Below are 26,135 nucleotides of genomic sequence, written 5' to 3' on the forward strand. Positions count from 1 at the left end.
AAGGATTTTTTTCATACAGCCTCCTTGCACTGCGACATGCAGTAGAAGGCTATCGGCATTGATCGCGTCTCCTTAACAATCAGCCAATCGTGAGCGATCACCGTTGACCATCACGTAACGGCTGCTCAACAGTTTCGGATTTGGGGAGTGGTGTTCGTCGGCAGGACGCAGAGGAGGGGGAAAATCAAGAATTGCGGCAAGATTCTGAAATTGCGGCAATTTCAAAACAAAGGGCCTGCGCACTGAAAGCACGCAAGCCCTTGTTTTATATGTGGTGCCCCGAGCCGGGGTCGAACCGGCACGTCCAGAGGACGAGGGATTTTAAGTCCCTTGCGTCTACCAATTTCGCCATCGGGGCGGTAGCGCCAAGAGCGGGGAATATATACACCTCGCCACCGCGAAGCAAGCTTGCAGGTGCGTCAGATGGGACAAGATGTGACTGACGGGCGTCGAAAATTTCCCCGGTAAATCATGAAGCTACGATGTGCCGAAGCCAAATACGCGGGTTTTCTGTGCCTGAACAAATGCCACCACGTCGATAGAGGCGGGTCTAAGCTGTGCTCAGGCTGACAGCTTTTCGGACATATTACGCAGGTCTGCAAGCGGCGATCCGATAAGTGCCAGTTGAAATCCTTTATCGATGTAGGAGAAACGTCCATGCGTCATCAGCCACGATGACAGGCACTGTCAGAGTTCTGGTCACTATGGGCAGTACGAGGTGTTTCGAAGGCTGATGTTGAACAGTGGACTTGCAAGCGGGTATGGACGGTCAGGACGATGAGTGGCATAGGCACAAGGTTGAAGCAGGAGCGTAAGCGTCTGGGGCTTTCACAGCGCGAACTGGGGCACTTCGGAGGAGTGGCCGCCAATGCACAGGGAAAATACGAAAGTGGTGAGCGGGTGCCCAAGGCCGATTACCTGGCGGCGGTCGCCAATGTAGGCGTGGACGTTCTCTACGTATTGACCTGCAAGCGCATGGCCGGGATGGAACTGGACACTGTCATTAATCGCATGAGTGGTGCAGGGCACCCGCCGGACGACATTTTTATCGAGGTCCAGCACGCGGTCAGGCATCTGGTGACGACGATTGAGGAGCTGTCCACGACGTACGATACAAGCAGACAGCCTCAGGACACTGCGCTGAGGGACCCGGTTACCGCAGAGCGGTGACCGGGCCGCTAGCTGCTGAGAAAGCGTCAGGGTTTAACTTTGGCGGCCTGCGCCTCGATGCGGTCTGCCAGGGTGCGCAGATAGCTCGCCAGCGCGACTTCCTCAAGGCGTAACCCTTTGCGTTGCCTCAGGCGCGGAAGCTTTGCCAGATTGCCTAGCAGGAAACCCTCAAGCACCGCCGGGTGGATGTAGCATTTGCGGCAGATGGCAGGCGTGTTGCCCAGTTGTTTGGAAACAGCCTTGACCATGTCGACAATATGTTTTTTGGCATCAGCTTCAGGTTCCCAGTGCAGCTTCTGCAGGGTGGCCAGCGCCAGCGCGCTCGCAGCCCAGGTCCGATAGTCTTTGGCGGTGAAGTCCGATCCGGTGAGGCTTTGCAGGTAGGCATTGATGTCCGATGAGGTGACTGTGTGGCGCACACCATCATCGTCCAGGTACTGAAACAGGTTCTGTCCAGGCAGCTCCATGCAGCGCTTGATCACATTGGCCAGGCGGCGATCTTTCACCGTGACGGAGTGCTCGACACCGCTCTTGCCGCGAAACTCAAACATGATTTGACCGCCTTTCACTTCCACATGCTTGTTACGCAACGTGGTCAGGCCATAAGAGCGGTTTTCCTTGGCGTACTGGCTGTTACCGATACGAATCAGCGTGGCGTCCAGCAGTGAGACGACAGTCGCCATGACTTTTTCCCGGCCCATGCCAGGCTGCGCCAGTTGCGCCTCGATTTGCTTGCGCACCTTGGGCAGGGCGTGGCCAAACTCGATCATGCGCGAATACTTGTCCTGATCGCGTATTTCGCGCCAGCGGGGGTGGTAGCGATACTGCTTGCGACCCCGAGCGTCGCGACCGGTAGCCTGCAAATGGCCATTGGGATCGGCACAGATCCAGACGTCGGTGTAGGCGGGCGGCACGGCCAGTGCGTTTATGCGCTTGATCTCGGCCTCGTCCTTGATGCGCTCGCCCTTGGTGTTGAAGTAGGCGAACTTGCCGCGCAGGATTTTGCGCGTGAAACCCGGTTGGGTGTCGTCTACGTAATGCAGGTCGCTGGCGAGTGGGCTGATGATCGTCGAGTCAGGCATGGCGAAATTCCAGAGGCAGTTAAAAACACTGACCGCTGCCCGATGCGGTGGTGCCGTTTATTTGCGCTTCGCCATGCACTGCCGGTTTCAGGCCAGCACCGCCACCGCCTTGATCTGCGCCCACAGCGATTGCCCTCGATGGAGCTGCAATTGATCGCTGGAATAACGCGTGATGCGGGCCAGCAATGGCGTGCCGCCCGCATCCAGCCTGACAAGCACGTGTGCCGGATTGTCGGCGACCATTTCTTCGATCACCACCACCGGCAACCGATTGAGAATGCTGCTCTGGTGATCAGGCTCAAGACTCAGGCTTATGTCCCGGGCCTGGACCTTGATACGCAAGGTCGTACCAGGCTGCATCCGTGCATGGGGAACGCGCATGGCAAGCTCGCTGCCAGGCAGCCTGATGGTCAGGAGCTGATAATGCTCGTCGTATGCACTGACTTCACCCTCGATCACGACGCCCGCGTCGTCGCCCATCGCCAGCGGCAGATCGAGGCGCGCCAGTGTTTCGCCGATAGGTCCGCTGGCCAGCACGCGACCGGCTTCGAGCACCACCAAATGGTCGGCCAGCCGGGCGACTTCGTCCTGTGCATGGCTTACATACAACATGGGGATGTCCAGCTCTCTGTGCAGACGCTCCAGATACGGCAGAATTTCGCGTTTGCGCCTGCTGTCCAGGGCCGACAAGGGTTCATCGAGGAGCAACAGGCGAGGGCTGGTCAGCAGCGCCCGGGCAATGCCAACCCGCTGACGTTCGCCGCCTGACAGCTTCTCTGGATGCCTTTCAAGCAAGTGATCGATCCCCAGCAACTCGGCAGCCTGAGACAACTGGAGCGTGCGCTCCTGGGGCGCGATGCGCTTGAGGCCGAACTGCAAGTTGTCCTTGACGGACAGATGTGCAAACAGACTGGCCTCCTGAAAGACGTAGCCGATCGCGCGTTTGTGCGCAGCGAGAAAGCGGCCTTTTTGGCTGTCTTGCCAGACTTCATCGTTGATCCGGATAAAGCCGTGACTGGCCTTTTCCAGGCCCGCGATACAGCGCAGGCAAGTGGTCTTGCCCGAACCGGACGGGCCGTACAGGGCTGTGACCCCTGAGCCCGGCAAGGTCAGGTCGACGTCCACCTGGAAATCGGGGTAGGCCATCTGCAGGCGAATGTCAATCGATGAGGCCATGACTCAACGCCATCCCGTTCTGGATTTTCCGCTGGAATAGAGCGCCAGCAGCACCAGAAATGAAAACACCAGCATTGCGCCAGCCAGCCAGTGCGCTTGCAGGTACTCCATCGATTCGACGTGGTCGAAAATCTGCACGGAAACCACGCGAGTCTTCTCCGGAATGTTGCCGCCAATCATTAATACCACCCCGAATTCCCCGACGGTGTGAGCGAACCCTAAAATCGCAGCGGTAATAAAGCCGGGTTTGGCGAGGGGCAGAATCACGCTGAAGAAGGTATCCCACGGACCGGCGCGCAAGGTCGCGGCCACTTCCAAAGGTCGGGTGCCAATGGCGAAAAAAGCGTTCTGCAACGGCTGAACCACAAAAGGCATCGAGTACAGCACCGAGCCGATGACCAGCCCGGTGAAGCTGAACGTCAATGTTCCCAGCCCTAGGCTCTGCGTCAACTGACCAACGGCCCCGTTAGGCCCCAGCAGCAACAGCAGGTAAAACCCGATGACAGTCGGCGGCAGCACCAGGGGCAGGGCGACGACAGCCCCGACCGGGCCTTTGAGCCACGAGTCGGTGCGCGCCAGCCACAGTGCGACAGGTGTGCCGACGATCAGTAGAATCACGGTGGTCAGCGACGCCAGCTTCAGGGTCAGCCAGATCGCCGCGATATCGGCGCTTCCCAGTGGCATTTACAACTGGTATCCGAACGATTTGATGACGGCCGCCGCTTGCGGGCCTTTCAGGTACTCGACCAGCGCTTTGGCGGCAGCGCTGTCCTTGCCTTTTTCAAGAATCACGGCGTCCTGCTTGATGGGGTCATGCAGCGCTGCCGGTACGATCCAGGCCGAGCCTCCGGTGAGTTTGCCGTCCTTGTAGATTTGCGACAGGGCAACGAAACCCAGCTCCGCATTGCCAGTGGACACGAATTGATAGGCTTGAGTAATGCTTTGGCCTTCGACAATTTTCGCCTTGGTGGCGTCGGTCAGTCCCAATGTGTTCAGCACCTGAGTGGCGGCAAGGCCATAGGGCGCGGTTTTGGGGTTGGCGATGGACAGGTGCTGGTACTCATTGCCCTTGAGTACGTCCCCCCGTGCATCGATGTAGCCTTCTTTCGCCGACCACAGCGCAAGCGTCCCGGTTGCGTAGGTAAAACGCGAGCCCAAGACGGTAGCGCCCTCCTGCTCGAGTTTTTTGGGCGTGACGTCATCGGCCGACAGGAATACTTCGAATGGCGCACCGTTTTTAATCTGGGTGTAGAACTGACCCGTCGCACCAAAGGCCGCCACCAGCTTGTGACCGGTATCGCGCTCGAAATCCTTGGCGATAACCTGGATGGGCGCTGTGAAGTTGGCGGCAACAGCGACTTGAACTTCGTCGGCCAAGACGCAGGGCGCCCCCGACGCGGATATAACAATGACAGTGGACTTCAAAAAGGTTCGCAGCGGGGACGCGTGCATGTACAGCTCCATGTGGTTGAGGGCGCGCCGCCGTGCAGGAGACGTTTCGCTATATATTCAAATATATAGCGAACCTGCTGATTTCCGGAAGTAATGATTTAGGGCGAGGTCAGTATCCACAGCGCCTGTTTGGCCACTTCCGGATGAGTCTGGCTGTGCCCAAACAGGCGGGGCTTCTGATCATTAACGTAAGGAGGCCCGTCATTTGAATACGCCATTAGCGGTTGGCAATCAGGATCCGGCAGTCGACGCTTCAGATAAAAATGGCGATTGCGTACCCTCTGGTTGACATAAAAGACGATCGGTCTAATATCCTCTGCATGACTATTTTACCTACCCAGAATGTTCAGCCCCGTCGTCCCGGCCGTCCGCCCAAAGTGGACCGGGACAACCTTGAAACCCGTGAGACACTGCTGCGTCGCGGCCTTGAAGTGCTGACGGAGCAGGGTTTCTCGGCGACCGGCATTGATTACATTCTCAAGGAAGTGGGCGTTCCCAAAGGCTCGTTCTACCACTACTTCCCCAGCAAGGAAGCGTTTGGCCGTGCTGTGCTGGATGAGTACTGCCGTTACTTCGCCGAGCGCCTTGATCGCTTCTTGCTGGATGAACGCCTGTCGCCGCTGGAACGACTCGTGGGCTTTGTACAAAGCGCCAAGGCGGGCATGGCCCGTCATGATTATCGGCGCGGGTGCATGGTGGGTAATCTGGGGCAGGAGATCAGCGTCTTACCCGAAGTTTTTCGGGGCGTGCTGGAGCAGACGCTGTTGGATTGGCAGGCGCGACTCGCCGTATGCCTTGAGGCGGCCAAGGATCATCGCGAGCTTGCCCGCGACGCGAACTGCAACGAGCTGGCCGCATTTTTCTGGATTGGCTGGGAAGGCGCAGTGTTGCGCGCCCGGTTGGTCAAAAGCGACACCCCGTTGAACACGTTCATTGCCGGTTTTCTTCGCGGACTGCCGCAATGAGCTTTTTCGTCTATTTAAAGACGATCGGTCTAAATTGGAGCGACCCATGCCTTCGAACACCTTCAATGCCATTGTGATTGATAAGGACGAGTCCGGTTACCACGTGAAGCTGACGCAACTGGACCCGGCCAGCCTACCGTCAGGCGACGTGACCGTGCAGGTTTCCCACAGCACGCTCAACTACAAGGACGCACTGGCCCTGACCGGCAAGAGCCCGATCGTTCGCAGTTTTCCAATGGTGCCGGGCATTGATCTGGCCGGAACGGTCGTTGAAACCGAATCCTCCGAATTCAAGAAGGGCGACAAGGTGCTGCTCAACGGATGGGGCGTAGGCGAAGGGCATTGGGGCGGCCTTGCGCAGATGGCCCGCCTGAACAGTGACTGGCTGATTCCGTTGCCTGAAGCGTTTACACCCAGCCAGGCGATGGCCATCGGCACGGCAGGTTACACGGCGATGCTCAGCGTGATCGCGCTGGAGAAACATGGTGTGCAGCCTGAAGACGGCGAAGTGCTGGTGACGGGCGCCAATGGCGGTGTGGGCAGCTTCGCTATCGCCATCCTTGCGAAACTGGGCTATCAGGTGGTCGCTTCAACGGGACGCGTGGCCGAGAGCGATTACCTCAGCACGCTCGGCGCGGCGCGGATCATCGACAGGGCAACCCTCTCGGCGCCCGGTCGTCCGCTGGCTAAAGAGCAATGGGCGGCGGCTGTCGATTCAGTGGGCAGTCACACGTTGGTCAATGTCTGCGCCGGGATTCAGTATCGCGGCATTGTCGCTGCGTGCGGCCTTGCACAGGGAATGGATTTCCCAGGCTCAGTTGCGCCGTTCATTCTGCGGGGCGTGACGCTCGCCGGGATCGACAGCGTTACGCGTCCTCGTGCCGACCGCCTTGAGGCTTGGGCCAGACTGGCCCGCGATCTGGACACTGCGCTGCTGCCGCTGATCAGCCATGAGATCGGGTTGAGCGAAGTCATCGACATCGCGCCTCAGTTGATTGCCGGGCAGGTGCGCGGTCGGGTGGTGGTCGATACCGGCTGGTAGGCGAGAAGGCGTTAAGCACAAGGCTTGCACCAGTGAGCGTGTTAAAGTCGGTGCTTTGAAGAGATCGAAAAGTGCCAGGCTGTTTCGCTGGTACTTGCATTACAAAGGCCTTGCTCGACATGTCGCATGATCCACCTTCCGACCAGGCTGCAGGCGTCCGGCAATCGCCTTCGCTGCCAGACGTCAGCAACCCGCTGCAGCTCTATCTTGCCCGTCTTGCGCCGTCCAGCCGTCTGACCATGAAGTACGTGCTGCAAGACGCTGCCGACCGTCTTGGGCTGGCCGATGTCGATCTGTTCGAAATCCCCTGGCATACGTTGCAACCGGGCCATATCACTGCGCTGGTGGCGGCGTTGCGTGAAGATGACTATGCACCCAATACCACGTCGCTTTACGTCAATGCGATCCGTGGGGTAATGAACGAAGCCTGGCGGCACGACCTGATCAGCCACGATCACTTGCTGAAGATCCGCTCAATCAAGCCCGTCAGTGGCACACGCCTGCACAAGGGGCGAAACATCCGCCGTACCCTGATCCGCGAACTGATGGAAGCCTGCGCCGCCGACCCCAGGCCTCAGGGTCGACGGGACGCGGCGATCATTGCGATTCTGTACGGCTCCGGGATGCGCAAATCGGAATCGGTCAATCTGGATCTTGATCAAGTCGATTTTTCCGAACGCAGCCTGCGGGTGATGGGCAAGGGCAACAAACAACTGGTCAAGTACGCGCCCGAATGGGCCTTCGGCGCGTTGAATGACTGGCTTGAACTGCGCCGCTCCTGTCTGCCACCGGGGCAGGCCGATGATCCGTTTCTGTTCAATCGGATACGCCGTGGCAGCAACATCACCCGCGAGCGGATCACCAAGCACGCGATCTATTTCATTGCCAAACAACGCGGACAGCAGGTGGGCGTCAACATCATGCCTCACGATTTTCGCCGTTCGTTCATCACGCGCGTCATCGAAGAGTACGATCTGTCGATTGCTCAGAAGCTGGCCCATCACACCCACATCGCAACCACCGCCAGCTACGACATGCGCAGTGAAAATGAGCGGCGCAATGTCGTGGATCGCTTCGATCTTTAGGCAAAAAAAGGCCACCTCACCGTGAGGTGGGGTGGCCTAAATATCTAACCAAAGGAGTGATGAAGAAGAGCAAGTATTCGTCGGTACCGCGATGCGGATTCGCCGTACGTTGAAACAAGTTCAGTCATCGACGGCAACGTTACCACTCATCAACAAAAACCGATTATCAGCATTGTCGATAGTGACTATCACCGTGCGTAACGTGCTGCCTCATTGCACTAAGCCGACCTCTAACGCGCACAACCAGTGCACGTTTCATCATCTGAACAGGCCTCTATCCAGCGCGAAGGCAATGACGTTGCGTTGTTATCGAGCGATTCCAGAAACACTTTAATTAACGCGAAAAACGCCTGCCAACGGCCTGAGTCTTCGGCGCGTCTGAAGACCCTGGCGCTACACCGCGACGCGCTGAACGATCCGAAAAATCGATACTGTGCACGCCACGTATCGAGGGATCGGATAGCCAGTTTTATGCGCACATTTCATGCTTTGCCCCATTCACAGCACACGGGTCTGAGCATGGAAAAGTTCGATATACACCGCAAAACCAACTTCGATGCCCTGGTACATGAGTATGGGCTCGACGGCAGTCGTCTGCTGCCTTGGGACGGCTACCCGATGCCGTTCGCCGGCGGCTGGTGTGTCGTGCGTCCGGGTACAAGCAGCGAGGCGCATACCCAGATTGATCAGGAAATCTTCATCGCCATCAAGGGCTGCGCCCGGTTGGTGGTGGGCGGCAAGGTCATGCCCTTCAACGTGGGCGATATCGCGGCAATTCCGAAACACACCCCTCACTACGTCATCAATGATTCCGATGAGGACTTTCATTTCTACGTGGTGTGGTGGGACATGAACTACGTCAACGCCTTCGTCGAGCAGCACTGCGAAACCACGGGGTGCCTCAATGACTAAGTACATTGTCACCATCACGCCTCCCACGCCGAATGGTGATCTGCACATCGGCCATATTGCAGGTCCGTTTCTGGCTGCGGATGTCTTCACCCGCGTACAACGGCAGCGAGGTCATGAATGCGTGCTGTTGTCCTATTCGGACGATTACCAGTCGTACATGCTGCGCAAAGGCCTGGAGACTGGTGTCGATCCGGTGGAACTTGCCCATCGCAATTCGGACCGGATAGAGGCTTCGCTGGCTGCGATTAACATCCAGCCTGACAACTGGATGCGGCCTTACGGCAACCACTGGTTCGCTGAGGCCGTGGCCGAGGTGTTCGACAAGGTGCGCGACGCAGGGCTGATCGAGTTTCGCGATTCGAGCGAACCTTATTGTCCCGACTGCGATGTGTGGGGTTACGAAGCCTTCGCGCGGGGCACCTGCAACTACTGCGGCGCGGAGTCGGACGCCAGTCAGTGCGAAAACTGCGCCCAGGCGCCGGATGCGCACTTGATGGGCGACTTGCACTGCAAACTGTGCAAGGAGCCTTCACAGTGGAAAACCGCACACCGCGCGTTTTTGAAACTGGCAGCCTGCAAGCCTGCGCTGCGTGATCGTCTGCTCGACCACCAATGGCGCAGCCCGCTCAATGCCTGGCTGCGCGACACGCTGGATCACGTCCACGATTGGGGCGTCACCCGTCCGCACGATGGCGGCCTGGATTTGCAACCTGACGGCTCCTGTCGGGTGCACACCTGGTTCATGGGGTTGCCGGGTTACATGGCGGCGTTTCGCGAGTACGCCGACCGCATCGGTCGCCCTGAGCTGTTTCGTCAGTATTGGCAGTCGGGGCAGGGCACGCTGGTGCATTTTCTCGGCTTCGATTGCGTCTTCAGCCATGCCGTCGTGTACCCCGCACAGCTATCGGTCATGGACCACGTCAGGGTCCAGCAGCGTTTCGTGCCCAACCAGTTTCTCAAACTCGACGGGCTCAACCTGTCGACCAGCCGCAACCACGCGATCTGGGTTGGGGATCTGGCGCGTCAGGCTTGCGCCGACAGCGCCCGGCTTTACCTGGCCAGCATTGCCCCAGAGCAAAGCGAGGGAGATTTTCGCCTGCAGCACTTCCTGCACTGGCGTGAAGGTGTCTTCGGGCAGTTCTTCCCGGCGTTGCTCACGGCAGGTGAGCGGCGGGACAACAGTTGGTGGAGCGGAATCTGCGGCGCGGATGCCGGATTGCTGGAGGCGCTGCGGCTGCAATGGACCAAGGCGTGCGAGCCTGAACACTTCTCCATGAAAGGCATGGCCCAGGTGCTGCTGGATGTGATCGCCATTACCCGCGCCCGGCTGGCGGAAGGCCGCCCGGTGAGCCATCTGGCGGCGTTCATTGCCGTGATCGGCAGGGCACTGATTCCAGAGATGTCCGCCCGGATCGTCACCGCCTTCGATTTGCCCCAGGAACGGGTCAACGCCACGGTCCTGTCCGGCTCGGCCGCTGAATACTCCATCTGAACGGATTCACCACGATGTTCATCGATTACGAAATTGCGGTCATCGGTGCCGGGATTACCGGCGCCAGTATCGCGGCCAAGCTGTGCAGTGCAGGAATGTCGGTCGCGCTGATCGACAAGGGCGCGGCAGGCAGCCTGGGAGCCAGCGGGTATTCGGGCGGGCTGGTGCGCCTGTACGACGACGATCCGCTGTTAATGGCGCTGGCGGCGTATTCCATCGGCCTGATGGAAGAGGGCGTGTTCGCGTCCTCCTACGCTCAGGCACTGAGCCGCACCGGGGTGATCTACCGGGCTGCCCACGAGCAACGGGAAAACCTGTGCCGTGCCATCGAGCAGTATGGAGGCGAACGCTATCCGATGCGTCTGCTCACCCGTCGCGAGCTGGACGCCAGCCAGTATCCGCATTGTGCGGACGAAGCACGGATCAACTTGTTCGAGCCGCATGCCTGCGTTGGCAATGTCCGGCAGGCAGTGGCGGCGTTGTGTGGGGTGGTGCGTCAGCGGGGTTTGCTCCTGGAACACCGTGAGATCAAGTCAATCGATTGCCAGTCTCGTGATCGGGTGCACATCGAGTTGGGCGACGTGACCTTGCGGTGCCGCGCCGTGGTGGTCGCCGCCGGGGCGTGGACTCAGCGCCTTGTGCCTCAACTGGAGCTGCAAGCGCGCTCGATCCCGCTGGCGCGGGTGATGACTGGCAGTGATTGGTCCATGCCGGTGATCGATGCGGTGACCCAGAGCTACGGTATCCCTTTGACCGGCAACATCGTGCAGACCGGATGCGGCCTGCGCGACAAGAGCGTTCTGCCGGAGCAGTTGGCGCCGCCGGATGCCCGGCATGCCGAAGACGCCTGCAAGCGGGTCGTGCAGCTGTCCGACACCTGGGCCGCACAGGTCCGCGTGCTGGACGTGTTGCCGGGCTTCGACAGCTACAGCGCCGACGGTCGGCCGGTGCTGGGCTTTTGCGATGAGCAGAGCCCGATCTATGTAGCGGCCGGCATGTCTGGACTGGGCTTCAAGTTCGCGCCGGGCGTTGCGCACATTGCGTTCGATCAGTTGCGCCATCGCTTGTCGGGGCAGTCTTCACGCTGCCCTGACTGGTCGGCGCTGTCACCCGGGCGTCTGATGAAAGGCAGCCCTCGACAAGGTGTTCAGCCATGAGCGCCGCGTTGCGAGTCGGGGTCAGCGCCTTGTTCGACCCGGATGACACGCCCCATGCCCGGACCTTTCTGAGAGCGATGGCCGTGGCGCGCAATATCATACCGGGGCTGGGTAGGGTGCAGTGGCACTTCCTCGACGACGGTGCCAATGTCTGCCGAGGTGCAGACGTGGCGCAGCAGATGATCGACTGGGAGGCCGATCTGGTCATCGGTCATTTCTCGTCCGATGCCGCTATCGGTGCAGCACCGCTGTATCAGCAGGCCGGTATCGCGCTGCTGACGCCGGCGGCCACGATTGATCGGCTGACGGCCGAGCACCTCAACGTGTTTCGCCTTTGTCCCTCGGATCGGCAATTGGCCGCAGACCTCACGCAGTGGTTGTCGGCGCGTCGGTGGCAGACGGTGCATCTTCAGGCGGATGGCAGTGCGCACGGGCAGGCGCTGGTGCGGGCTATTGACGCTGCGCTTGAGTCAGCGGGGCTGTGCCTGGTGGGCGAGTACGAGCAGGCCGATGTCGAGGTGTTTGCCGGGCGTCTGCGCACCAGCCGCGAGCATTGGCGGGCACGGCGTCAGGCAGGCAGTACACGGCCTCTGGTACTGACCGACGACGCAGCCTCGCCACATCTGGGCCGTGCGTCGGCGGATGACCGCAACACCTATGTCATCGGTTTCGGCGTGCCGGACGATCCGCCAGACAGCGTGACCGCAGATGCCTGGCACCGGTCGCTGTTTGGCGTCCCGCCGCCGACCTATTACCGGGAGAGCCTGCTGATGTTTTACGTGCTGTCGGTGTTGGCCAACACCACCCGGCGTCGGGAACAGCTGCTGGACGCCCTGACCCACACGACATTTAACACCCCGCTGGGCGCAGTCCGCTTCGATCAGGGCGAACACCGGGGCGCATTCAACCGTGTCTGGAGGCTGGGCCCGCAGGGGCTGACTCCGGCACTTCGCTGATATCCGCAACCGCTTCAACGCTTTACACCCACGCTAAGGACGGGATTTTTTCATGGATCATTCAACGCCACACCCTTATCAATCGGACGCTGTGTGCATCGGCTTCGGCCCGGCGGGCATCGCGCTGGCCTGTGCGTTTGCAGACGCGCAGGACGTGAACGGTCCGTCGGCAAGCCTTTCTGTTCGTTACCTCGAAGCTGCACAAGACACCCAATGGCACCGCGAACTGCTGCTGGCCGGGACTGACATCAACCACCATGTGTTTCGCGATCTGGTGACACCGCGCAATCCACGCAGCCGTTTTTCGTTCGCCATGTACTTGAAAAGCAAAGGCCGGCTGTTCGATTTCGGCCTGCTCGGCCGGCCAGCCAGCCGCCGTGAGTGGTCGGATTACGTGGCCTGGGTGTCGGATCAGGTCGACGCCCATACCTATTTCAATACGCCAGTGACGGAAATCGCCCCGGTGATCCGTGGCGGTCGGCTGTGCGAGCTGAAGGTGCGCACCCCCGATGCCTGCTTCACCACCCGCAATGTGGTGTTGTCGAGCGGTAGCGCGCCGCGTATTCCGGCTGCGTTTCAATCGCTGATCGGCCCTGACGTCTTCCATACCTCGCAGTTTCTGACCCGTTTGCAAGCCTTCGGCAACGCCCTGCCCAAACGTTGGCTGGTCTTGGGTTCGGGGCAGAGCGCCAGTGAATCGGTGCTGGAACTGGTGTCACGTGATGAGGCAATCGACGTGCATTCCGTGCACCGCTCCGCCGGTTTCAAGCTCACGCAACTGGGCCAGTTCCCCAATCGGGTCTTCGCCCCGGACCATGTCGATTACTTCCACAGCCTCGGCCACGCGGCGCGGCATCGGTTTCTGGACTGGAGCCGCTCGACCAACTACGCAGGCATCGACCCGGACGAAAGCCAGAAGCTGTTTTCGTTGACGTACGAAGATGCCATCGCGGGCCGTAAGCGCTTGCAGACCTATGCCTACAGCGTCGTCTCGTCCATCGAACCGGTTGAAACCGGTTATCGCGTTGCGCTCACAGACACCTTCAGTCAGCGCACTCAGGTCCTGGAAGTCGATGCCGTGGTGCTGGGCACCGGTTACGAGCAGTACCTGATTCCGCCGCTGCTCAGCGGGCTGCAACCCTGGCTGAAGGCGGATCTGGATGGCGGTCTGCTGATCGACCGGGACTACCACGTCGCCCTACAGGACGATTGCGACGTGAATATCTGGGTCAACGGTCTTTCCGAGCGCAGTCACGGCATCAGCGACAGCCAGTCGTTCTCCCTCATGGCCCTGCGCGCCGAGCGCATCGCCAACGGGCTTGAGCAGGCCGTCGGGCAGACGGCCCATGCACCCTTAATGGCACAGTGGAAGTGACCTTCATGTACGACACAATCTGCGACATCGTTCACGACCGGACCTTTCTGAAAGTGTCGGGTCTGGGGCATGACTTCTTCTTGAAAATGGAGTCGCTCAACCCCGCCGGTTCGATCAAACTCAAAACCGCCGTTGGCCTGGTGGATGACCTGCAGACACGCGGCCTGATAGGGCCGGACACGATTCTGATCGAGTCTTCGTCGGGCAATCTGGGTGTGGCGCTGGCCATGCTCTGCGCCGAACGCGGGATTCGTTTCACCTGCGTCGTCGACCCCAACAGCTCCAACCACAACATTCGCATGATGCGCACCTACGGTGCCGAAGTGATCCGCGTCGAGACGCCGGATGACAACGGCGGCTTTCTCGGCACACGCATCGCGCTGATTCGCGAAAAGATCGGCAGCGACCCGCGCTACGTGTGGCTCAACCAGTACGAAAACGCCGCCAACCCCCGCGCCCATGCCCGCACCACCGCGCGCTCCATCACCCAGCATTTCGGGCACGTCGATTACCTGTTTGTCGGTGCAGGCACCACCGGCACGTTAATGGGCTGCCTGCAGCACTTTCGGCAGCATCACCCGGCGACGAAAATCATTGCCGTGGACAGCGTTGGCTCGGTGACTTTCAACACGCCCGCCAGCCGTCGCTACATCCCGGGCCTGGGCACCAGCCAGCGTCCGCCCATTTTCAATGCAGACGGCGTGCATGCGCTGGAAATGGTCCCTGAAGCGCGCACCGTCGCCATGTGTCGAATCCTGGCGCGCACCAAAGGCCTGCTGGTCGGCGGTTCGACGGCCACGGTGGTGGCGGCGGTGCACGCCTGGCGTGAGCGCATCGAGCCCGGTTCAGTGGTGGTGGCCTTGTCGCCGGACTGGGGCGAGCGCTATCTGGACACGCTGTATGACGACCAGTGGGTCGAGCGGCATTTCGGCAGCGATGTGCTCGACATAACCCTGGCAGACATGCCGATCATGCCGCACTGGACCACCTACCTGGCGGCCGAGCGCCTGCGCAAGGTGCCGTTTCATGTGATCGATGGCGAGGTGGTTGCGCGGCTGCTGGCGGCTGACCCACAAGCCTGCATCCATGACGTCGAGCAGGCTTATCTGGCCCACGAAGCCGGCCGGACGATCAACCCCGACAGCTACTTTTTGCGTTTCCCCGAGGCGCCAGCCAACCGCATCATCGCCTTGCCCGCCAGCCTGAGCGGGGAGCAGCCGGTCAGTGGCATCAAATGGATCTCCAGCTTTCCCGGCAATACCGATTCAGGTCTTCAGCGTGCGTCGGCGGTGCTGATTCTCAACGACCCGCAGACCGGCTACGCCTTCGCCTGCCTGGAAGCCTCGCGGATCAGTGCCATGCGCACCGCGGCTTCGGCCGTGCTGGGTGCCCGCTGGATGAACCGCCATCGCAAGCACGTCGGGCGAATGGCGTTCGTGGGCGCAGGCTTCATTGCGCGCACCATTCTGGACATGTTCATCAGTGACGGCTGGACGCTGGACGCCGTGAGCGTGTTTGACCTGCACCCTGAATCGGCGCAGGCGCTGGTCCACCACGCCGTGAATGGCCACCAGTTGACCAGTGAACGGGCTGATCTGAACAGCAGTTTGCAGGCCGATGTGGTGGTGTTCGCCACCACGGCGGCCAGTCCTTATGTGCTGGAACCGTCGTTTCGTCCGGGACAGTTGGTGCTGAACATCTCGCTGCGTGACTTGGGACCCGAGGTGATTGCCGACGCCAACAACATTCTGGATGACGTCGAGCACTGCCTGAAGGCCCAGACGTCGCCGGAGCTGGCGGTGCAGCAGTATCAGGACCGCTCGTTCATCACCGGCACACTGGCGCAACTGATGACCGGGCAAGTGGAACTGAGCCCGGATCGGGCGTCGATTTTCTCGCCATTCGGCCTGGGTGTGCTCGATCTGGCTGTCGGGCAACGGATTTACGGCCAAGCCGTGGCCGAGGGCAGTGCGTTGCCGGTGCCGCAGTTTTTCTTCGAATCGAACCGCTGGTGATGGGCATGCAAACACTTTCTCTTGACCGGGTCGAGCGGCCTGTCCGGCCGTCCGAACCTGAACGGCGCTCAATTGCGATCATTGGCATGGGTTCACGAGGCCTGGGCGTTCTGGAGCAACTGATCGGTATCAGCCGCACGGCCGGTGCGGGCCGGTTGCGCATCGAGGTGTTCGATCCTCAATCGCCCGGCAGCGGCTTGCACCATGCCGAACAACCCGACTACCTGATGCTCAACACAATGGCGGGTCAGCTCTCGGCGTTCTCGTCGGCATTTCCTTCCTGCGAGCCCGCAGGCTGGACATTTTTGCAGTGGTGCCAGGCCAACGCCATCCATCTCGATGAGCGCGGCCATGTCAGCGAGATGGGGCAGGGCAGGCCGGTCGAATTCGGTGATTTCGTGCCGCGCAAACTGCTGGGGCGTTATCTACAGGACAGTTACCGCTATCTGATTCGGCAGTGCCCCGCGCAGGTCGAAGTGCACTATCACGCCGAGGTGGTCACGGGCTGTCGTGAGCGGTCCTCTGATGCAGGGTTTCGCCTGCAAACGCCGGTTCGCGAGCTGGACGTTGATGCGGTAGTGCTGACGTGCGGGCATTCATCGGCCCAAGACGGGACACCTGCCATTGGTGACTCGGTGTTGATTGAAGGGCTGGGCCTGACGGCGATGGACACGCTGGCCGGGCTGACCCAGGGGCGCGGTGGACGTTATGTGCGCGATCCGGGCGTTGCGGGTTGGCGCTATCTGCGTTCTGGACTGGAGCCTGCGATAGCGCTGTACTCGCGCTCCGGCCTGCCGTTCCATGCCCGGCCACAGTGGCAGGCGTCTGTCCATGCTGCGTTGCCAAGGACCTTCTTCACCGCCCAGGCCATCGTCGGCCTTCGTCAACAGCGGTCGGCCGGGCGGCTGGACTTCGAGAGCGATGTACTGCCGCTGATCAAGGACGAAATGCGTGCGGTGTTCTGGCAAGCCACAGCGCGGCTCGACGCGCCGCAGGCATTGCTGTCGCTACAGCGAACGCTTCGTCGTGCGTCTGATTCGACGTCGCGCCCGGCGCTGTTCAAGGCGCTGGCAGAACAGTGGGGCGATTTCGAACCGGAGCAATGGCTGGCCACCGAACGCGGGTCTGGCGATAAAGAAGGATATGCGCAGTGGTTCGAGCACTGGATCGAGCGCGAACTGGCGTTGAGTCGATTGGGCACTGTGGACAGCCCGATTCGTCAGGCGCTGGAAGTGTGGCGCGATTATCGCGATCTGTTGCGGCTCGTGGCGGATCGCAACGGCCTGACCGAGCAATCGACGCTCGCGTTTTACGGCACGTGGGCCGCTCTGTCGAACCGGCTGGTCGGCGGGCCGCAGAAAGAGCGTTACGAAGACTTGCTGGCGCTGATTCAGGCCGGTGTCGTGACGATCCTGCCGCCGATGGATGACCCGTCCTGCTCGCCGGTGCCTTACGACACGCTGATTCCGGCACGTGTGGGCCATCGCGGCCTGTCTGCCAGTCGTGATCCGCTGCTGAACGGCTTGCTGCGTCAGGGCCTTATTCGCCCGGCTCATGCGTACCCCGCCGATGGCATCGACACCGGCCCTTCCGGGCGGGTCGTGCGCGCAGACGGCACCGTCCACCCAATGCTTTGGGCGTTGGGCCCGAGTGTCGAAGGCTGCACCTTCTACAACCACTACATACCCACGCCAGACCCGACCTGCCGTGCGCTGATCGAGGCGCGGCAGGTGGCCCAGACGTGCCTCGCTGCGCTCTCCGTCAGTCGGTGCGACTCCCTTTCCAAGACCTCTTTTTCACCTCTTTAAAAGGAACTGCTTTCATGTACGAGATCACTCTGCTGACGGCGCTTGCCGGCGCTTTCATTGTCCTGATCATTAGCCCCGGCCCGAATTTTCTGGTCATCACCCAACTGTCTTTCAGCCAGTCCCGGCAACAAGGCATCTGCGCCGGACTGGGTGTAGCCTCCGGCAGCATCCTCTGGGCATTACTGGCCGCCACCGGTCTGGGCCTGATTTTCCAGCAGCTGCCGTGGCTGCAACCGGCGCTGCAACTGCTCGGCGGCGCGTACTTGACGTGGCTGGGCACCAAGAGCTTGCGCAGTGCGGGCAGTCAGCCCAAACCCCGTGACATTGGTGCGTTGGGCATCGGCAGTTTGACGCGAGCCTATCGCTTCGGCCTGTTCACCAACCTGACCAACTCCAAGGCACTGGCGTTTTACACCAGCGTGTTCACCACCGTCACGACGCCCGGCATGCCGATGTGGGTCCGCACGGCCGGCGTATCGATCATCGCCGTTCTGGCGGTTTCCTGGTTCGTGCTGCTGGCCACGCTGTTCTCGATCCCTGCGGTGCAGGTCCGTTATCAGCGAATGAAGAAGGCCATCGACATCGTGACCGGGTTTTTCATGATCGCTTTCGGTATCCGTCTGCTGATCGGTTTGTTGCCCGCCGGTTTGATCAACTGATCCAGGGAGCATGAGCATGCACAACAATGACTGGCATTACCCTACCTCCATTCGCGCTGGTGCCGGACGCGCTGCCGAACTGGCTGATGCCTGCCGGGTGACCGGTATCAAACGCCCGCTGCTGATCACCGATCAATTTCTGGGCAGCACCGACATGATCCGCAGCGCGGTAGACGATTGCCGGAAGCAGTTGGGCCATTGCGACCTGTTCGACCGGGTCAAGGGCAACCCGACCGGCACCAATGTGGCTGACGGGCTGGAAGCCTATAAGGCAGGCGATCACGACGGGGTGATCGCGTTCGGCGGCGGTTCGGCGCTGGACGCTGCCAAGGCGGTGGCCCTGATGGCGGGGCAGACCCGGCCGCTGTGGGACTTCGAAGACATCGGCCACAATCACCTGCGCGCCAATGCCTCGGGCATCGCCCCGGTCATCGCGTTGCCCACTACGGCGGGGACGGGCTCGGAAGTGGGCAGGGCGTCGGTGATCACGGACGAGCAGGCGCAGGTCAAACGCACCATCCTGCACGCCCGCATGATGCCGCGTATCGCGATTCTGGACGCCAACCTGACACTGGGCCTGCCGACTCACCTGACCGCTGCGACCGGTGCCGATGCCTTGACCCATTGCATGGAATCCTGGTGTTCGCCGGTCTGGCACCCGATGGCCGAAGCGGTTTCGGTCAAAGGGATGCAGATGATCAAGGCCCACTTGCCTCGCGTCGTCGCGGACGGACGGGACCTGGAGGCGCGCCAGCAGATGTTGGTGGCGTCCAGCCTGGGCGCGGCGGCATTTCAGCGGGGGCTGGGCGGCGTGCATGCGATTGCGCAAAGTCTGGGTGCGCTGTACGACCAGCATCATGGTTTGCTCAACGCGATTCTGCTGCCCTATGTGCTGGAGGCTAACCGCGCGGCGCTGCTGCCGCAAATGGACGATCTGGCGGTTTACCTGCGGTTGCCCACACCCGGCTTCAGCGGCGTGATGGAGTGGGTGCTGAGCTTGCGTGAGCAGATCGGTATTCCGCACACGCTGGCCGCCATCGGTATCGACGATCGTGAGGCGGATCGCGTCGGGCAGATGGCGTTCGCCGACGGTTGTTCGCACACCAATCCCATTCGTCATTCGGCTGAGGTGTATGCCGGGATTTTCAGCCGGGCGGTGAAGGGGCAGTGATCCATGACGCAGGTGGACGAACGGGTGGCTTACCGTCTGGCCGAGGTGTGGCAAGGCTGGGTCGATTCGGGGCGGATCGTCGGCGGTGTGTTGCTCGTGGCGCAGTCGGGAACTCTGCGGTACGCCAGCGCGCGGGGCTGGGCTGACCGTGAACGGCGCGTCTGTGTAACGCGCGAAACACGTTTTCGTTTGGCGTCGCTGACCAAGTTGCTCACGTCGGTGACGGTGCTGCGGCTCTGCGAACAACAGGTACTGAGCCTGGAGGCGCCGGTGACGGACTGGTTGCCCGCCTTTCGGCCTCGCTTGGGTGATGGCCGCGAGCCTGTGATTACCCTGCGTCATCTGCTGTCGCACAGCGCGGGCCTGAGTTATGGCTTCGAACAACCGTGCGGCAATGCGTATCAGCGGGCGGGTGTGTCGGACGGTCTGAACCGTGTGGCCTTTGATCTGCACGAAAACCTGAGCCGACTGGCAAGCCTGCCTTTGCTGTTCGAGCCGGGCACTGCCTGGGCGTATTCACTGGCCACCGATGTGTTGGGTGCGGTGATCGAGCAGAGCACGGGTGTTACGTTGTCGCAGGTCATTGCCGAGCAGGTGACGAAACCGTTGGGCATGGAGTCGACGTCGTTCAGGCACGATCGGGGTCGCTTGGCACGTGCCTACAAGGACGGTGCCGTTTTTCCCGACCGTATCGGTGACGACGACCGCCTGATGCTCGACAGCGGCGTGGCCAGGGTTTCGTCTGGCCGGGTCTATGATGCGCAGGCCTATGAGTCGGGCGGCGCAGGCATGCTGGGTACGGCGGATGATTATCTGAAACTGCTGGAATGCCTGCGGTTGGGCGGTGCGCCGCTGTTGTCTTCCATAGGTACGGCGGCGTTACTGGGCAATGCCATCGGCAAGGTGGCGCTCAAGAGCAGGGGCGCTGGCTGGACGTTCGGACTGGGGCCGGTGATCCTCGCCGACCCAGTGGCCGCCGGACACCGGCAGGGCGTGGGCACCTGGTCATGGTGTGGTGTGTATGGCAGTCATTACTGGGTCGATCCGGTCTCGGACACCAGCCTGGTCGTACTGACCAATACCGCTGTGGCGGGCGCTTGGGGCGGGTTCGCGGATGCGTTGGTAGGCGCGGTTTATCGGTCCTGAAAGGCGGACGCTCCAGGCGTGGAGAAAAGTTGACAGGGGTAACTTGTGGGCGGCGGCTTGCTGGCGATTCGGGTTTCACAGGCCACATGGCAGTGGTTGGCCTGACGTCATCGCCGGCAAGTTGCCTTCCACAGTCTGTGCCTGCTGCAAGCGCTCAATCGCAATCAAACCCGCGCGAACTGCTTGCGATAGCTGCTCGGGCTGACCCCCACCAGATTGCGGAAGTGCCGTCTGAACGACTCTTCGGAGCCGAAGCCGGTCCTGTCCACCACCTCATTCAAACGCAACTTCGACGATTCCAGCAATTCCTTGGCATACGCCACGCGCTCGCCCAGCAACCAGTCGTAAGGCGTGAGCCCCGTGCTTTCCATGAAACTGCGGTGCAGGGTGCGGGTGCTGACGGCGGCGCGAGCGGCCATTTCCTTGATCGTGTGCGGCCGGTTAAGGTCGCTGCGAATCCAGTCCATCAGGTTTGAAATCGGCCCGTCGCTGGCCGACACCAGTTGCCGGGAGGCGTACTGCGACTGGCCCCCTTCGCGATGGGGAGGAATCACCATGCGCTGTGCCACCATGTTGGCGACGCGTGAGCCGTGGTCGTTGCGGACCAAGTGCAGCATCATGTCCAGCCCGGCCGCAGAACCGGCCGCCGTGACGATGGTGCCCTGATCGACATAAAGCTCGTTGGGCTGGATGGTCAGGCCCGGGTACATGGTGGCCAGCAGATCGGTGTAACGCCAATGAGTGGTGACCTTGTGCCCATCGAGCAGTCCGGCAGCCGCCAGCACGAACGCGCCGGTGCAGATCGAACAGATGCGCGCCCCGCGGGCATGAGCGGCCTGAAGCTGCTCGATCAGACGCTGAGGCACTTGGGATTCAACCCCGCGCCAGCCAGGCACGATAATGGTGTCGGCGTTTTCCAGCAGCACTTCGCCGGGTGTCGGCACGATGGTAATTCCACCTGCGGCGGTAATCGGGCCGTCATCTACCGGGAACGTCGCGAATTCATACCAGGCCACACCCAGCTCGGGCCGTTTCAAGGCGAACACCTCGACCGTACAGCCAAATTCGAACGTGCAGAGCTGGTTATAGATCAGGGCGACGACGAGATGATTTTTCATGGCGCGATGTTACCGGATATTGGCATTTCGGACAGTGGTTCGTGCTGATGCTACTGGGTAACCTGCACGCTGTCACTCAGGTGAATCCTTAACCTTGCATGTGGTCCGGCAATTGGACCCAGGAGCCATTTCGTGTCCCTCAATATTGGTATCTACGTATACGACGACGTCGAAGTTCTCGACTTCGCGGGCCCCTACGAAGTGTTCACCACCGCCACCCGTATGCATGCGCGCAACAGCCGTAACGACAAGCAGTTGTTCAATGTCTTCACCGTCGGCCGCAGCACTGCCCCGGTTCGCGCACGGGCAGGTTTGAAGGTCGATCCGGATTTCTCGATCAACGATCACCCGGCGATGGACTGCCTGATCGTGCCCGGTGGCGTGGTCAACGCCGAACTGGAAAAAACCGATGTCATTCGCTGGATCAGCGATCAGTCTGAGCCGGGGCGCGTGGTTGCGGCGGTGTGTACCGGCGCGTTCATGCTCGCCAAGACCGGCAAGCTGGCCGGCAAGCAGGTCACCACGCATTGGGAAGACATTGCCGATCTCAAGGAGATGTTCCCCGCGGTCGACGTGCTGAGCACCCTGCGCTGGGTGGACGAAGGTTCGTTCGTGACCTCGGCGGGCATTTCGGCGGGCATTGACATGAGCCTGCACTTGGTCGAGCGTCTGCACAGCCGTGAACTGGCCGAGCGTACTGCGCTGCAACTGGATTTCGACTGGACCGAGAACGACTGATTCAGGCCCTGCGCCCACCGTGATTTGCCACGCTTTCAGGAAACATCGGACCTGATACCCAGAGTGACTGACAGACTTTCTGCCTTGTCTGGGGTTCTGCCATCAAGGCATGCGCACTGACGCATGTAGGCATGGCTCTTCCCAGAAATTCAAGCGGTTGCATGTACCCCCGACTGACCGATCTCTTCGTGCTGCCGATACGTGTGCACAAGGGCCGGTTCTCGGGGGTTCTTTCATTTTCGACTCTCTCCCGTCAGCGACAGATGCACCTACTATCGCCCTATCCAGAGTGCAGGACAGATGAAAACCCATTTCTTCAAAATCGTTCAAACCGTTGCTCAGCACGGTTCGTTCTCGGAAGCTGCGGCCATTCTGGGCTGCAGTCAGTCGAACATCAGCTACGCCATCAAGGAAGTTGAAGACTTCTTCGAAAAGCGTCTGTTTATCCGCAGTCGTTCCGGGTGCACGCTGACGCCGGATGGCAAGGTGATTTCACAGACCCTGAGCGGCATCATGGCGACGCTTGAACAACTAAAAAAAATGGGGTAAGTGGCAGCGTAACCCTCCACTATCACACCCACATTCAGGAAACCAGCTTAGGCACAGCGCTGGATTTTCTTGCCCGTCATTACCCGGATATCCATCTCAATGTGCTGCATGGCAGCGAACAGCATCCCTCGCTCGAACCCCTTATAAAGGAAACCGCGGATATCCTGATTTTGCCCAGCACGGTGTTGAGTGAGCATTACCTGGAGCATCATCACTGGTCCGATCACTATGTGTTGGTGACCGCCAAGGGCTCCCAGGCTGCGCCGCGCACGTTTCTTGAACTCTCGCAGACCTCACGTTACGTGGCCTGGCGGCATCCTGGCGTGGACCGGCTGCATCAACAGCTGGCCTCCGCTCAAGTACGGCTCAGCCACCGCGGCGAGCTTTCGTGCCTTGAAACGCTGCTTGAGCTGATTGGCAAGCAGCACTGCATTTCCATCCTGCCCAGCGCATTGCTGCGTGGCCGTTTGCGGGAATTCGAGCAGATTCCGTTGCCCGTGACGATCATGAGGCACATCAGCGTCGTCGCCCGACCGACCTCGCTGCTGTCCAATGCCGCCAATGCGGTGATCCAGGCCTTGAAGAAGCCGCGTGTGCCGGGTGCTCAGCGGTATTGAGCACGCATAGGGCCTGGACAGTTCAGGTTAGGTGGGCGCTAGCTTGCTCGCGAATGTCTTTTACAACCGCCGCCTGTGCAGCGTTTGGGCTGATCTCTTTGCGAGCACGTCGCTTGCCTCGGACTCTCTGTTTGGTGCGCGATAGCCTGTATCAGAGAGATAGAGGCTTCTTGCGATGCAACGAATCGCTCTAACAGGGCTCATACCCATAGGTAATACATTCGGGGCGCTTGTTCGCAAGCGTCCAACGCCGCCGATTCGAGAGGATAACTGGACGCTATGACGATACCGGACAAGCAGTACGTGGACTGGCTGGTCGAGCAATCGATGCTGAACGCTGCGCGGCAACGCGCCAAGACCTATTCAGGGCAGGGCAGGCTTTGGCAGCGGCCGTTCGCACAGGCTCGTCCGAGGGACGCGTCGGCCATTTCCTCGGTCTGGTTCACCGCGTACCCGGCGTCGATCGTCACACGTGAAGGCTGTTCGGTGCTTGAGGCGTTGGGCGATGAGACGCTGTGGCATGCGCTGTCGGAAATCGGTATTCAAGGCATCCACAACGGACCGCTCAAGCTGTCTGGCGGTTTGCAGGGCCGTACCCGCACCCCAAGTATCGATGGCAATTTCGACCGTATCAGCTTCGGCATCGACCCCGATTTGGGCACTGACGGCCAGCTGTTGAGCTTGACGCGCATTGCGGCGGCTCACAACGCGGTAATCATTGACGACGTGATCCCGTCGCACACCGGTAAGGGCGCCGACTTCAGGCTTGCCGAGATGGCGTACGAGGATTACCCGGGCCTTTACCACATGGTCGAGATTCGCGAGGAAGACTGGCAACTGTTGCCTGACGTGCCTGTGGGCCGCGATGCGGTCAACCTGACGCCCGATGTCGTTGACCAACTGCGCGACAAGCACTACATCGTGGGTCAGTTGCAACGGGTGATTTTCTTCGAGCCCGGCGTCAAGGAAACCGACTGGAGTGCCACCGATGTGGTGCAAGGCGTCGATGGCAAGGCCCGGCGCTGGGTGTACCTGCATTATTTCAAGGAAGGTCAGCCTTCTCTGAACTGGCTGGACCCCAGTTTTGCCGCGCAGCAAATGATCATTGGTGACGCGCTGCACGCGATCGATGTGTCCGGTGCGCGCGTGCTGCGGCTGGATGCCAACGGGTTCCTGGGCGTCGAGCGTCGTGCCGAAGGTGCGGCCTGGTCGGAAGGTCATCCCCTGTCGATCACCGGCAACCAACTGCTGGCCGGCGCAATTCGCAAAGCGGGCGGTTTCAGTTTCCAGGAGTTGAACCTGACGCTGGACGATATCGCGTCAATGGGCAATGGCGGCGCTGACCTGTCCTACGACTTCATCACGCGACCGGCCTACCAGCATGCGCTGCTGACCGGCACGACGGAGTTCCTGCGCCTGATGCTGCGTCAGGTCCACGCGTTCGGTATCGACCCTGCGTCGCTGATTCATGCGCTGCAAAACCATGACGAGCTGACGCTGGAGCTGGTGCATTTCTGGACACTGCATGCCCACGACACCTACCTCTATCAAGGGCAAACCTTCCCCGGCAACATTCTTCGCGAGCACATTCGTGAAGAGATGTACGAGCGGCTGACGGGCGAGCATGCGCCGTACAACCTGAAATTCGTCACCAACGGCGTGTCCTGCACCACCGCGAGCATCATCACTGCGGCGCTGGGCATTCGTGACCTGAGCCTGATCACTGACGCCGACATCCAGCAGATCCAGCACATTCACTTGCTGTTGGTGATGTACAACGCGATGCAGCCCGGTGTGTTTGCCTTGTCTGGCTGGGACCTGGTGGGGGCGTTGACCCTGCCGGCCGAGCAGGTTCAGCATTTGATGGAAGACGGAGACACCCGCTGGGTGCATCGCGGCGCCTACGACCTGGCCGACCTCGACCCGGACGCCGAGCTGTCCGAAGGCGGCATGCCGCGTGCGAGATCGCTGTATGGCAGCCTCGTGAGCCAGTTGAAACGTCCCGACTCCTTCGCATCGCAGTTGAAGAAGATCCTGGCGGTGCGTCGCGCTTACGACATCGCTGCCAGTCGCCAGATTCTGATTCCCGATGTAGAGCATCCTGGGCTGTTGGTGATGGTGCATGAGCTTCCAGCGGGTAAGGGGACGCAGATCACTGCGCTCAACTTCAGCGCCGAAACCATTGTCGAGACCCTTCACCTGCCCGACATCGCACCGGGGCCGGTGGTGGACATCATCAACGAGCGTGTGGAAGGCGATCTCACCGAGCAGGGTGAATTCACCATCACGCTGGATGCTTATGAAGGCCTGGCGTTGCGGGTTGTGAGCACCTTGCCGATGATTTGATACAGGCATTGATGGGAGCGGACTTGTCCGCGAATGCTGCGCTTCAGCCCCTGAACCTTCAGTTGCTGAAACGCTGTTTTGCGGGTAAACGGAACACCTTCCAG

Annotated in this window: 23 protein-coding genes and 1 tRNA gene; 18 read left to right on the top strand and 6 right to left on the bottom strand. The window is 60.7% G+C overall.

Features of this window, described 5'->3' with window-relative positions; all coding sequences use genetic code 11:
* Positions 1–272: 272 nt before the first annotated feature.
* Positions 273–358: transfer RNA gene (locus ALP40_RS07200), tRNA-Leu, on the bottom strand.
* Positions 359–777: 419 nt separating this feature from the next.
* Here ALP40_RS07200 and ALP40_RS07205 point away from each other — a divergent pair.
* A complete protein-coding gene (locus ALP40_RS07205) occupies positions 778–1,170 on the top strand; it encodes a helix-turn-helix domain-containing protein (protein ID WP_122207618.1) in 393 nt (130 codons plus the stop codon).
* Between the two features lie 26 nt (positions 1,171–1,196).
* Here the strand turns inward: ALP40_RS07205 and ALP40_RS07210 are convergent, their stop codons facing one another.
* From ALP40_RS07210 to modA, 4 genes are all read right to left on the bottom strand, one after another.
* Positions 1,197–2,252, bottom strand: a complete 1,056-nt coding sequence (locus ALP40_RS07210) for a DNA topoisomerase IB (protein ID WP_122207619.1) — start codon at positions 2,250–2,252, stop codon at positions 1,197–1,199.
* Positions 2,253–2,339: 87 nt separating this feature from the next.
* Positions 2,340–3,428, bottom strand: coding sequence for a molybdenum ABC transporter ATP-binding protein (gene modC, locus ALP40_RS07215; RefSeq protein ID WP_122207620.1), 1,089 nt, complete (start codon positions 3,426–3,428; stop codon positions 2,340–2,342).
* 3 nt (positions 3,429–3,431) lie between these two features.
* Positions 3,432–4,112, bottom strand: a complete 681-nt coding sequence (modB, locus tag ALP40_RS07220) for a molybdate ABC transporter permease subunit (RefSeq protein WP_122207621.1) — start codon at positions 4,110–4,112, stop codon at positions 3,432–3,434.
* Complete coding sequence (modA, locus tag ALP40_RS07225; protein ID WP_122207622.1) at positions 4,113–4,880, bottom strand: molybdate ABC transporter substrate-binding protein; 768 nt, start codon at positions 4,878–4,880, stop codon at positions 4,113–4,115.
* A 320-nt stretch (positions 4,881–5,200) separates the two neighbouring features.
* On the opposite strand from modA, the gene ALP40_RS07230 reads away from it, so the two are divergent.
* From ALP40_RS07230 to ALP40_RS07290, 13 genes are all read left to right on the top strand, one after another.
* Positions 5,201–5,845, top strand: coding sequence for a TetR/AcrR family transcriptional regulator (locus ALP40_RS07230; RefSeq protein ID WP_122207662.1), 645 nt, complete (start codon positions 5,201–5,203; stop codon positions 5,843–5,845).
* A 46-nt stretch (positions 5,846–5,891) separates the two neighbouring features.
* The gene (locus ALP40_RS07235; RefSeq protein ID WP_122207623.1) at positions 5,892–6,887 is read left to right on the top strand and encodes an MDR family oxidoreductase; all 996 of its coding nucleotides are present in this window, start codon (positions 5,892–5,894) and stop codon (positions 6,885–6,887) included.
* A 119-nt stretch (positions 6,888–7,006) separates the two neighbouring features.
* Positions 7,007–7,972: a tyrosine recombinase XerC gene (gene xerC, locus ALP40_RS07240; protein WP_122207624.1), complete on the top strand. Its 966-nt coding sequence runs from the start codon at positions 7,007–7,009 to the stop codon at positions 7,970–7,972.
* A gap of 519 nt (positions 7,973–8,491) precedes the next feature.
* A complete protein-coding gene (locus ALP40_RS07245) occupies positions 8,492–8,884 on the top strand; it encodes a cupin domain-containing protein (protein WP_122207663.1) in 393 nt (130 codons plus the stop codon).
* Complete coding sequence (locus ALP40_RS07250) at positions 8,877–10,376, top strand: methionine--tRNA ligase (protein WP_122207625.1); 1,500 nt, start codon at positions 8,877–8,879, stop codon at positions 10,374–10,376. Before ALP40_RS07245 ends, ALP40_RS07250 begins: the two co-directional genes overlap by 8 nt.
* Before the next feature lie 14 nt (positions 10,377–10,390).
* Complete coding sequence (locus tag ALP40_RS07255) at positions 10,391–11,533, top strand: FAD-binding oxidoreductase (RefSeq protein WP_122207626.1); 1,143 nt, start codon at positions 10,391–10,393, stop codon at positions 11,531–11,533.
* Positions 11,530–12,489, top strand: a complete 960-nt coding sequence (locus ALP40_RS07260) for an ABC transporter substrate-binding protein (protein WP_122207627.1) — start codon at positions 11,530–11,532, stop codon at positions 12,487–12,489. Before ALP40_RS07255 ends, ALP40_RS07260 begins: the two co-directional genes overlap by 4 nt.
* Before the next feature lie 52 nt (positions 12,490–12,541).
* Positions 12,542–13,864 (top strand): lysine N(6)-hydroxylase/L-ornithine N(5)-oxygenase family protein, encoded by a 1,323-nt coding sequence (locus tag ALP40_RS07265; protein ID WP_122207628.1) that lies wholly within the window; start codon positions 12,542–12,544, stop codon positions 13,862–13,864.
* Between the two features lie 5 nt (positions 13,865–13,869).
* Positions 13,870–15,879: a 2,3-diaminopropionate biosynthesis protein SbnB gene (gene sbnB, locus ALP40_RS07270; protein ID WP_122207629.1), complete on the top strand. Its 2,010-nt coding sequence runs from the start codon at positions 13,870–13,872 to the stop codon at positions 15,877–15,879.
* A gap of 5 nt (positions 15,880–15,884) precedes the next feature.
* On the top strand, positions 15,885–17,687 hold the full coding sequence (locus ALP40_RS07275; protein WP_122207664.1) for an FAD/NAD(P)-binding domain-containing protein: 1,803 nt from the start codon (positions 15,885–15,887) through the stop codon (positions 17,685–17,687).
* A gap of 14 nt (positions 17,688–17,701) precedes the next feature.
* On the top strand, positions 17,702–18,346 hold the full coding sequence (locus tag ALP40_RS07280) for a LysE family transporter (protein ID WP_122207630.1): 645 nt from the start codon (positions 17,702–17,704) through the stop codon (positions 18,344–18,346).
* Between the two features lie 16 nt (positions 18,347–18,362).
* Entirely contained in the window at positions 18,363–19,517 is a 1,155-nt protein-coding gene (locus tag ALP40_RS07285) for an iron-containing alcohol dehydrogenase (protein ID WP_122207631.1), read from the top strand.
* A 3-nt stretch (positions 19,518–19,520) separates the two neighbouring features.
* Positions 19,521–20,663 carry a serine hydrolase gene (locus tag ALP40_RS07290; protein WP_122207632.1) on the top strand — a complete coding sequence of 381 codons (1,143 nt, stop codon included), beginning with the start codon at positions 19,521–19,523 and terminating at the stop codon, positions 20,661–20,663.
* Between the two features lie 164 nt (positions 20,664–20,827).
* Here the strand turns inward: ALP40_RS07290 and ftrA are convergent, their stop codons facing one another.
* A complete protein-coding gene (gene ftrA / locus ALP40_RS07295) occupies positions 20,828–21,781 on the bottom strand; it encodes a transcriptional regulator FtrA (protein WP_122207633.1) in 954 nt (317 codons plus the stop codon).
* 132 nt (positions 21,782–21,913) lie between these two features.
* Here ftrA and ALP40_RS07300 point away from each other — a divergent pair, with 132 nt between their 5' ends.
* The 4 genes from ALP40_RS07300 to treS all read left to right on the top strand — a co-directional run bounded on the left by ALP40_RS07300 (position 21,914) and on the right by treS (position 26,031).
* Positions 21,914–22,519, top strand: coding sequence for a DJ-1/PfpI family protein (locus ALP40_RS07300; protein ID WP_122207634.1), 606 nt, complete (start codon positions 21,914–21,916; stop codon positions 22,517–22,519).
* 300 nt (positions 22,520–22,819) lie between these two features.
* Complete coding sequence (locus ALP40_RS07305; RefSeq protein ID WP_122207635.1) at positions 22,820–23,068, top strand: LysR family transcriptional regulator; 249 nt, start codon at positions 22,820–22,822, stop codon at positions 23,066–23,068.
* A gap of 32 nt (positions 23,069–23,100) precedes the next feature.
* On the top strand, positions 23,101–23,685 hold the full coding sequence (locus tag ALP40_RS07310) for a LysR family transcriptional regulator substrate-binding protein (RefSeq protein WP_122207636.1): 585 nt from the start codon (positions 23,101–23,103) through the stop codon (positions 23,683–23,685).
* Positions 23,686–23,964: 279 nt separating this feature from the next.
* A complete protein-coding gene (treS, locus tag ALP40_RS07315) occupies positions 23,965–26,031 on the top strand; it encodes a maltose alpha-D-glucosyltransferase (RefSeq protein ID WP_122207637.1) in 2,067 nt (688 codons plus the stop codon).
* Positions 26,032–26,135 lie beyond the last annotated feature (104 nt).

It is taken from the genome of Pseudomonas viridiflava, assembly GCF_003702045.1.
Taxonomy (GTDB): domain Bacteria; phylum Pseudomonadota; class Gammaproteobacteria; order Pseudomonadales; family Pseudomonadaceae; genus Aquipseudomonas; species Aquipseudomonas viridiflava_C.

Excerpts from the sequence above, each read along its gene's own strand:
- sbnB (WP_122207629.1), top strand. The coding sequence starts at position 13,870 with ATGTACGACACAATCTGCGACATCGTTCACGACCGGACCTTTCTGAAA.
- ALP40_RS07260 (WP_122207627.1), top strand. The coding sequence starts at position 11,530 with ATGAGCGCCGCGTTGCGAGTCGGGGTCAGCGCCTTGTTCGACCCGGAT.
- treS (WP_122207637.1), top strand. The coding sequence starts at position 23,965 with ATGACGATACCGGACAAGCAGTACGTGGACTGGCTGGTCGAGCAATCG.
- modA (WP_122207622.1), bottom strand. The coding sequence starts at position 4,880 with ATGCACGCGTCCCCGCTGCGAACCTTTTTGAAGTCCACTGTCATTGTT.
- modC (WP_122207620.1), bottom strand. The coding sequence starts at position 3,428 with ATGGCCTCATCGATTGACATTCGCCTGCAGATGGCCTACCCCGATTTC.
- xerC (WP_122207624.1), top strand. The coding sequence starts at position 7,007 with ATGTCGCATGATCCACCTTCCGACCAGGCTGCAGGCGTCCGGCAATCG.
- ALP40_RS07210 (WP_122207619.1), bottom strand. The coding sequence starts at position 2,252 with ATGCCTGACTCGACGATCATCAGCCCACTCGCCAGCGACCTGCATTAC.
- ALP40_RS07265 (WP_122207628.1), top strand. The coding sequence starts at position 12,542 with ATGGATCATTCAACGCCACACCCTTATCAATCGGACGCTGTGTGCATC.
- ALP40_RS07230 (WP_122207662.1), top strand. The coding sequence starts at position 5,201 with ATGACTATTTTACCTACCCAGAATGTTCAGCCCCGTCGTCCCGGCCGT.
- modB (WP_122207621.1), bottom strand. The coding sequence starts at position 4,112 with ATGCCACTGGGAAGCGCCGATATCGCGGCGATCTGGCTGACCCTGAAG.
- ALP40_RS07255 (WP_122207626.1), top strand. The coding sequence starts at position 10,391 with ATGTTCATCGATTACGAAATTGCGGTCATCGGTGCCGGGATTACCGGC.
- ALP40_RS07205 (WP_122207618.1), top strand. The coding sequence starts at position 778 with ATGAGTGGCATAGGCACAAGGTTGAAGCAGGAGCGTAAGCGTCTGGGG.
- ALP40_RS07235 (WP_122207623.1), top strand. The coding sequence starts at position 5,892 with ATGCCTTCGAACACCTTCAATGCCATTGTGATTGATAAGGACGAGTCC.
- ALP40_RS07275 (WP_122207664.1), top strand. The coding sequence starts at position 15,885 with ATGCAAACACTTTCTCTTGACCGGGTCGAGCGGCCTGTCCGGCCGTCC.
- ALP40_RS07245 (WP_122207663.1), top strand. The coding sequence starts at position 8,492 with ATGGAAAAGTTCGATATACACCGCAAAACCAACTTCGATGCCCTGGTA.
- ALP40_RS07290 (WP_122207632.1), top strand. The coding sequence starts at position 19,521 with ATGACGCAGGTGGACGAACGGGTGGCTTACCGTCTGGCCGAGGTGTGG.
- ALP40_RS07250 (WP_122207625.1), top strand. The coding sequence starts at position 8,877 with ATGACTAAGTACATTGTCACCATCACGCCTCCCACGCCGAATGGTGAT.
- ftrA (WP_122207633.1), bottom strand. The coding sequence starts at position 21,781 with ATGAAAAATCATCTCGTCGTCGCCCTGATCTATAACCAGCTCTGCACG.
- ALP40_RS07285 (WP_122207631.1), top strand. The coding sequence starts at position 18,363 with ATGCACAACAATGACTGGCATTACCCTACCTCCATTCGCGCTGGTGCC.
- ALP40_RS07280 (WP_122207630.1), top strand. The coding sequence starts at position 17,702 with ATGTACGAGATCACTCTGCTGACGGCGCTTGCCGGCGCTTTCATTGTC.
- ALP40_RS07305 (WP_122207635.1), top strand. The coding sequence starts at position 22,820 with ATGAAAACCCATTTCTTCAAAATCGTTCAAACCGTTGCTCAGCACGGT.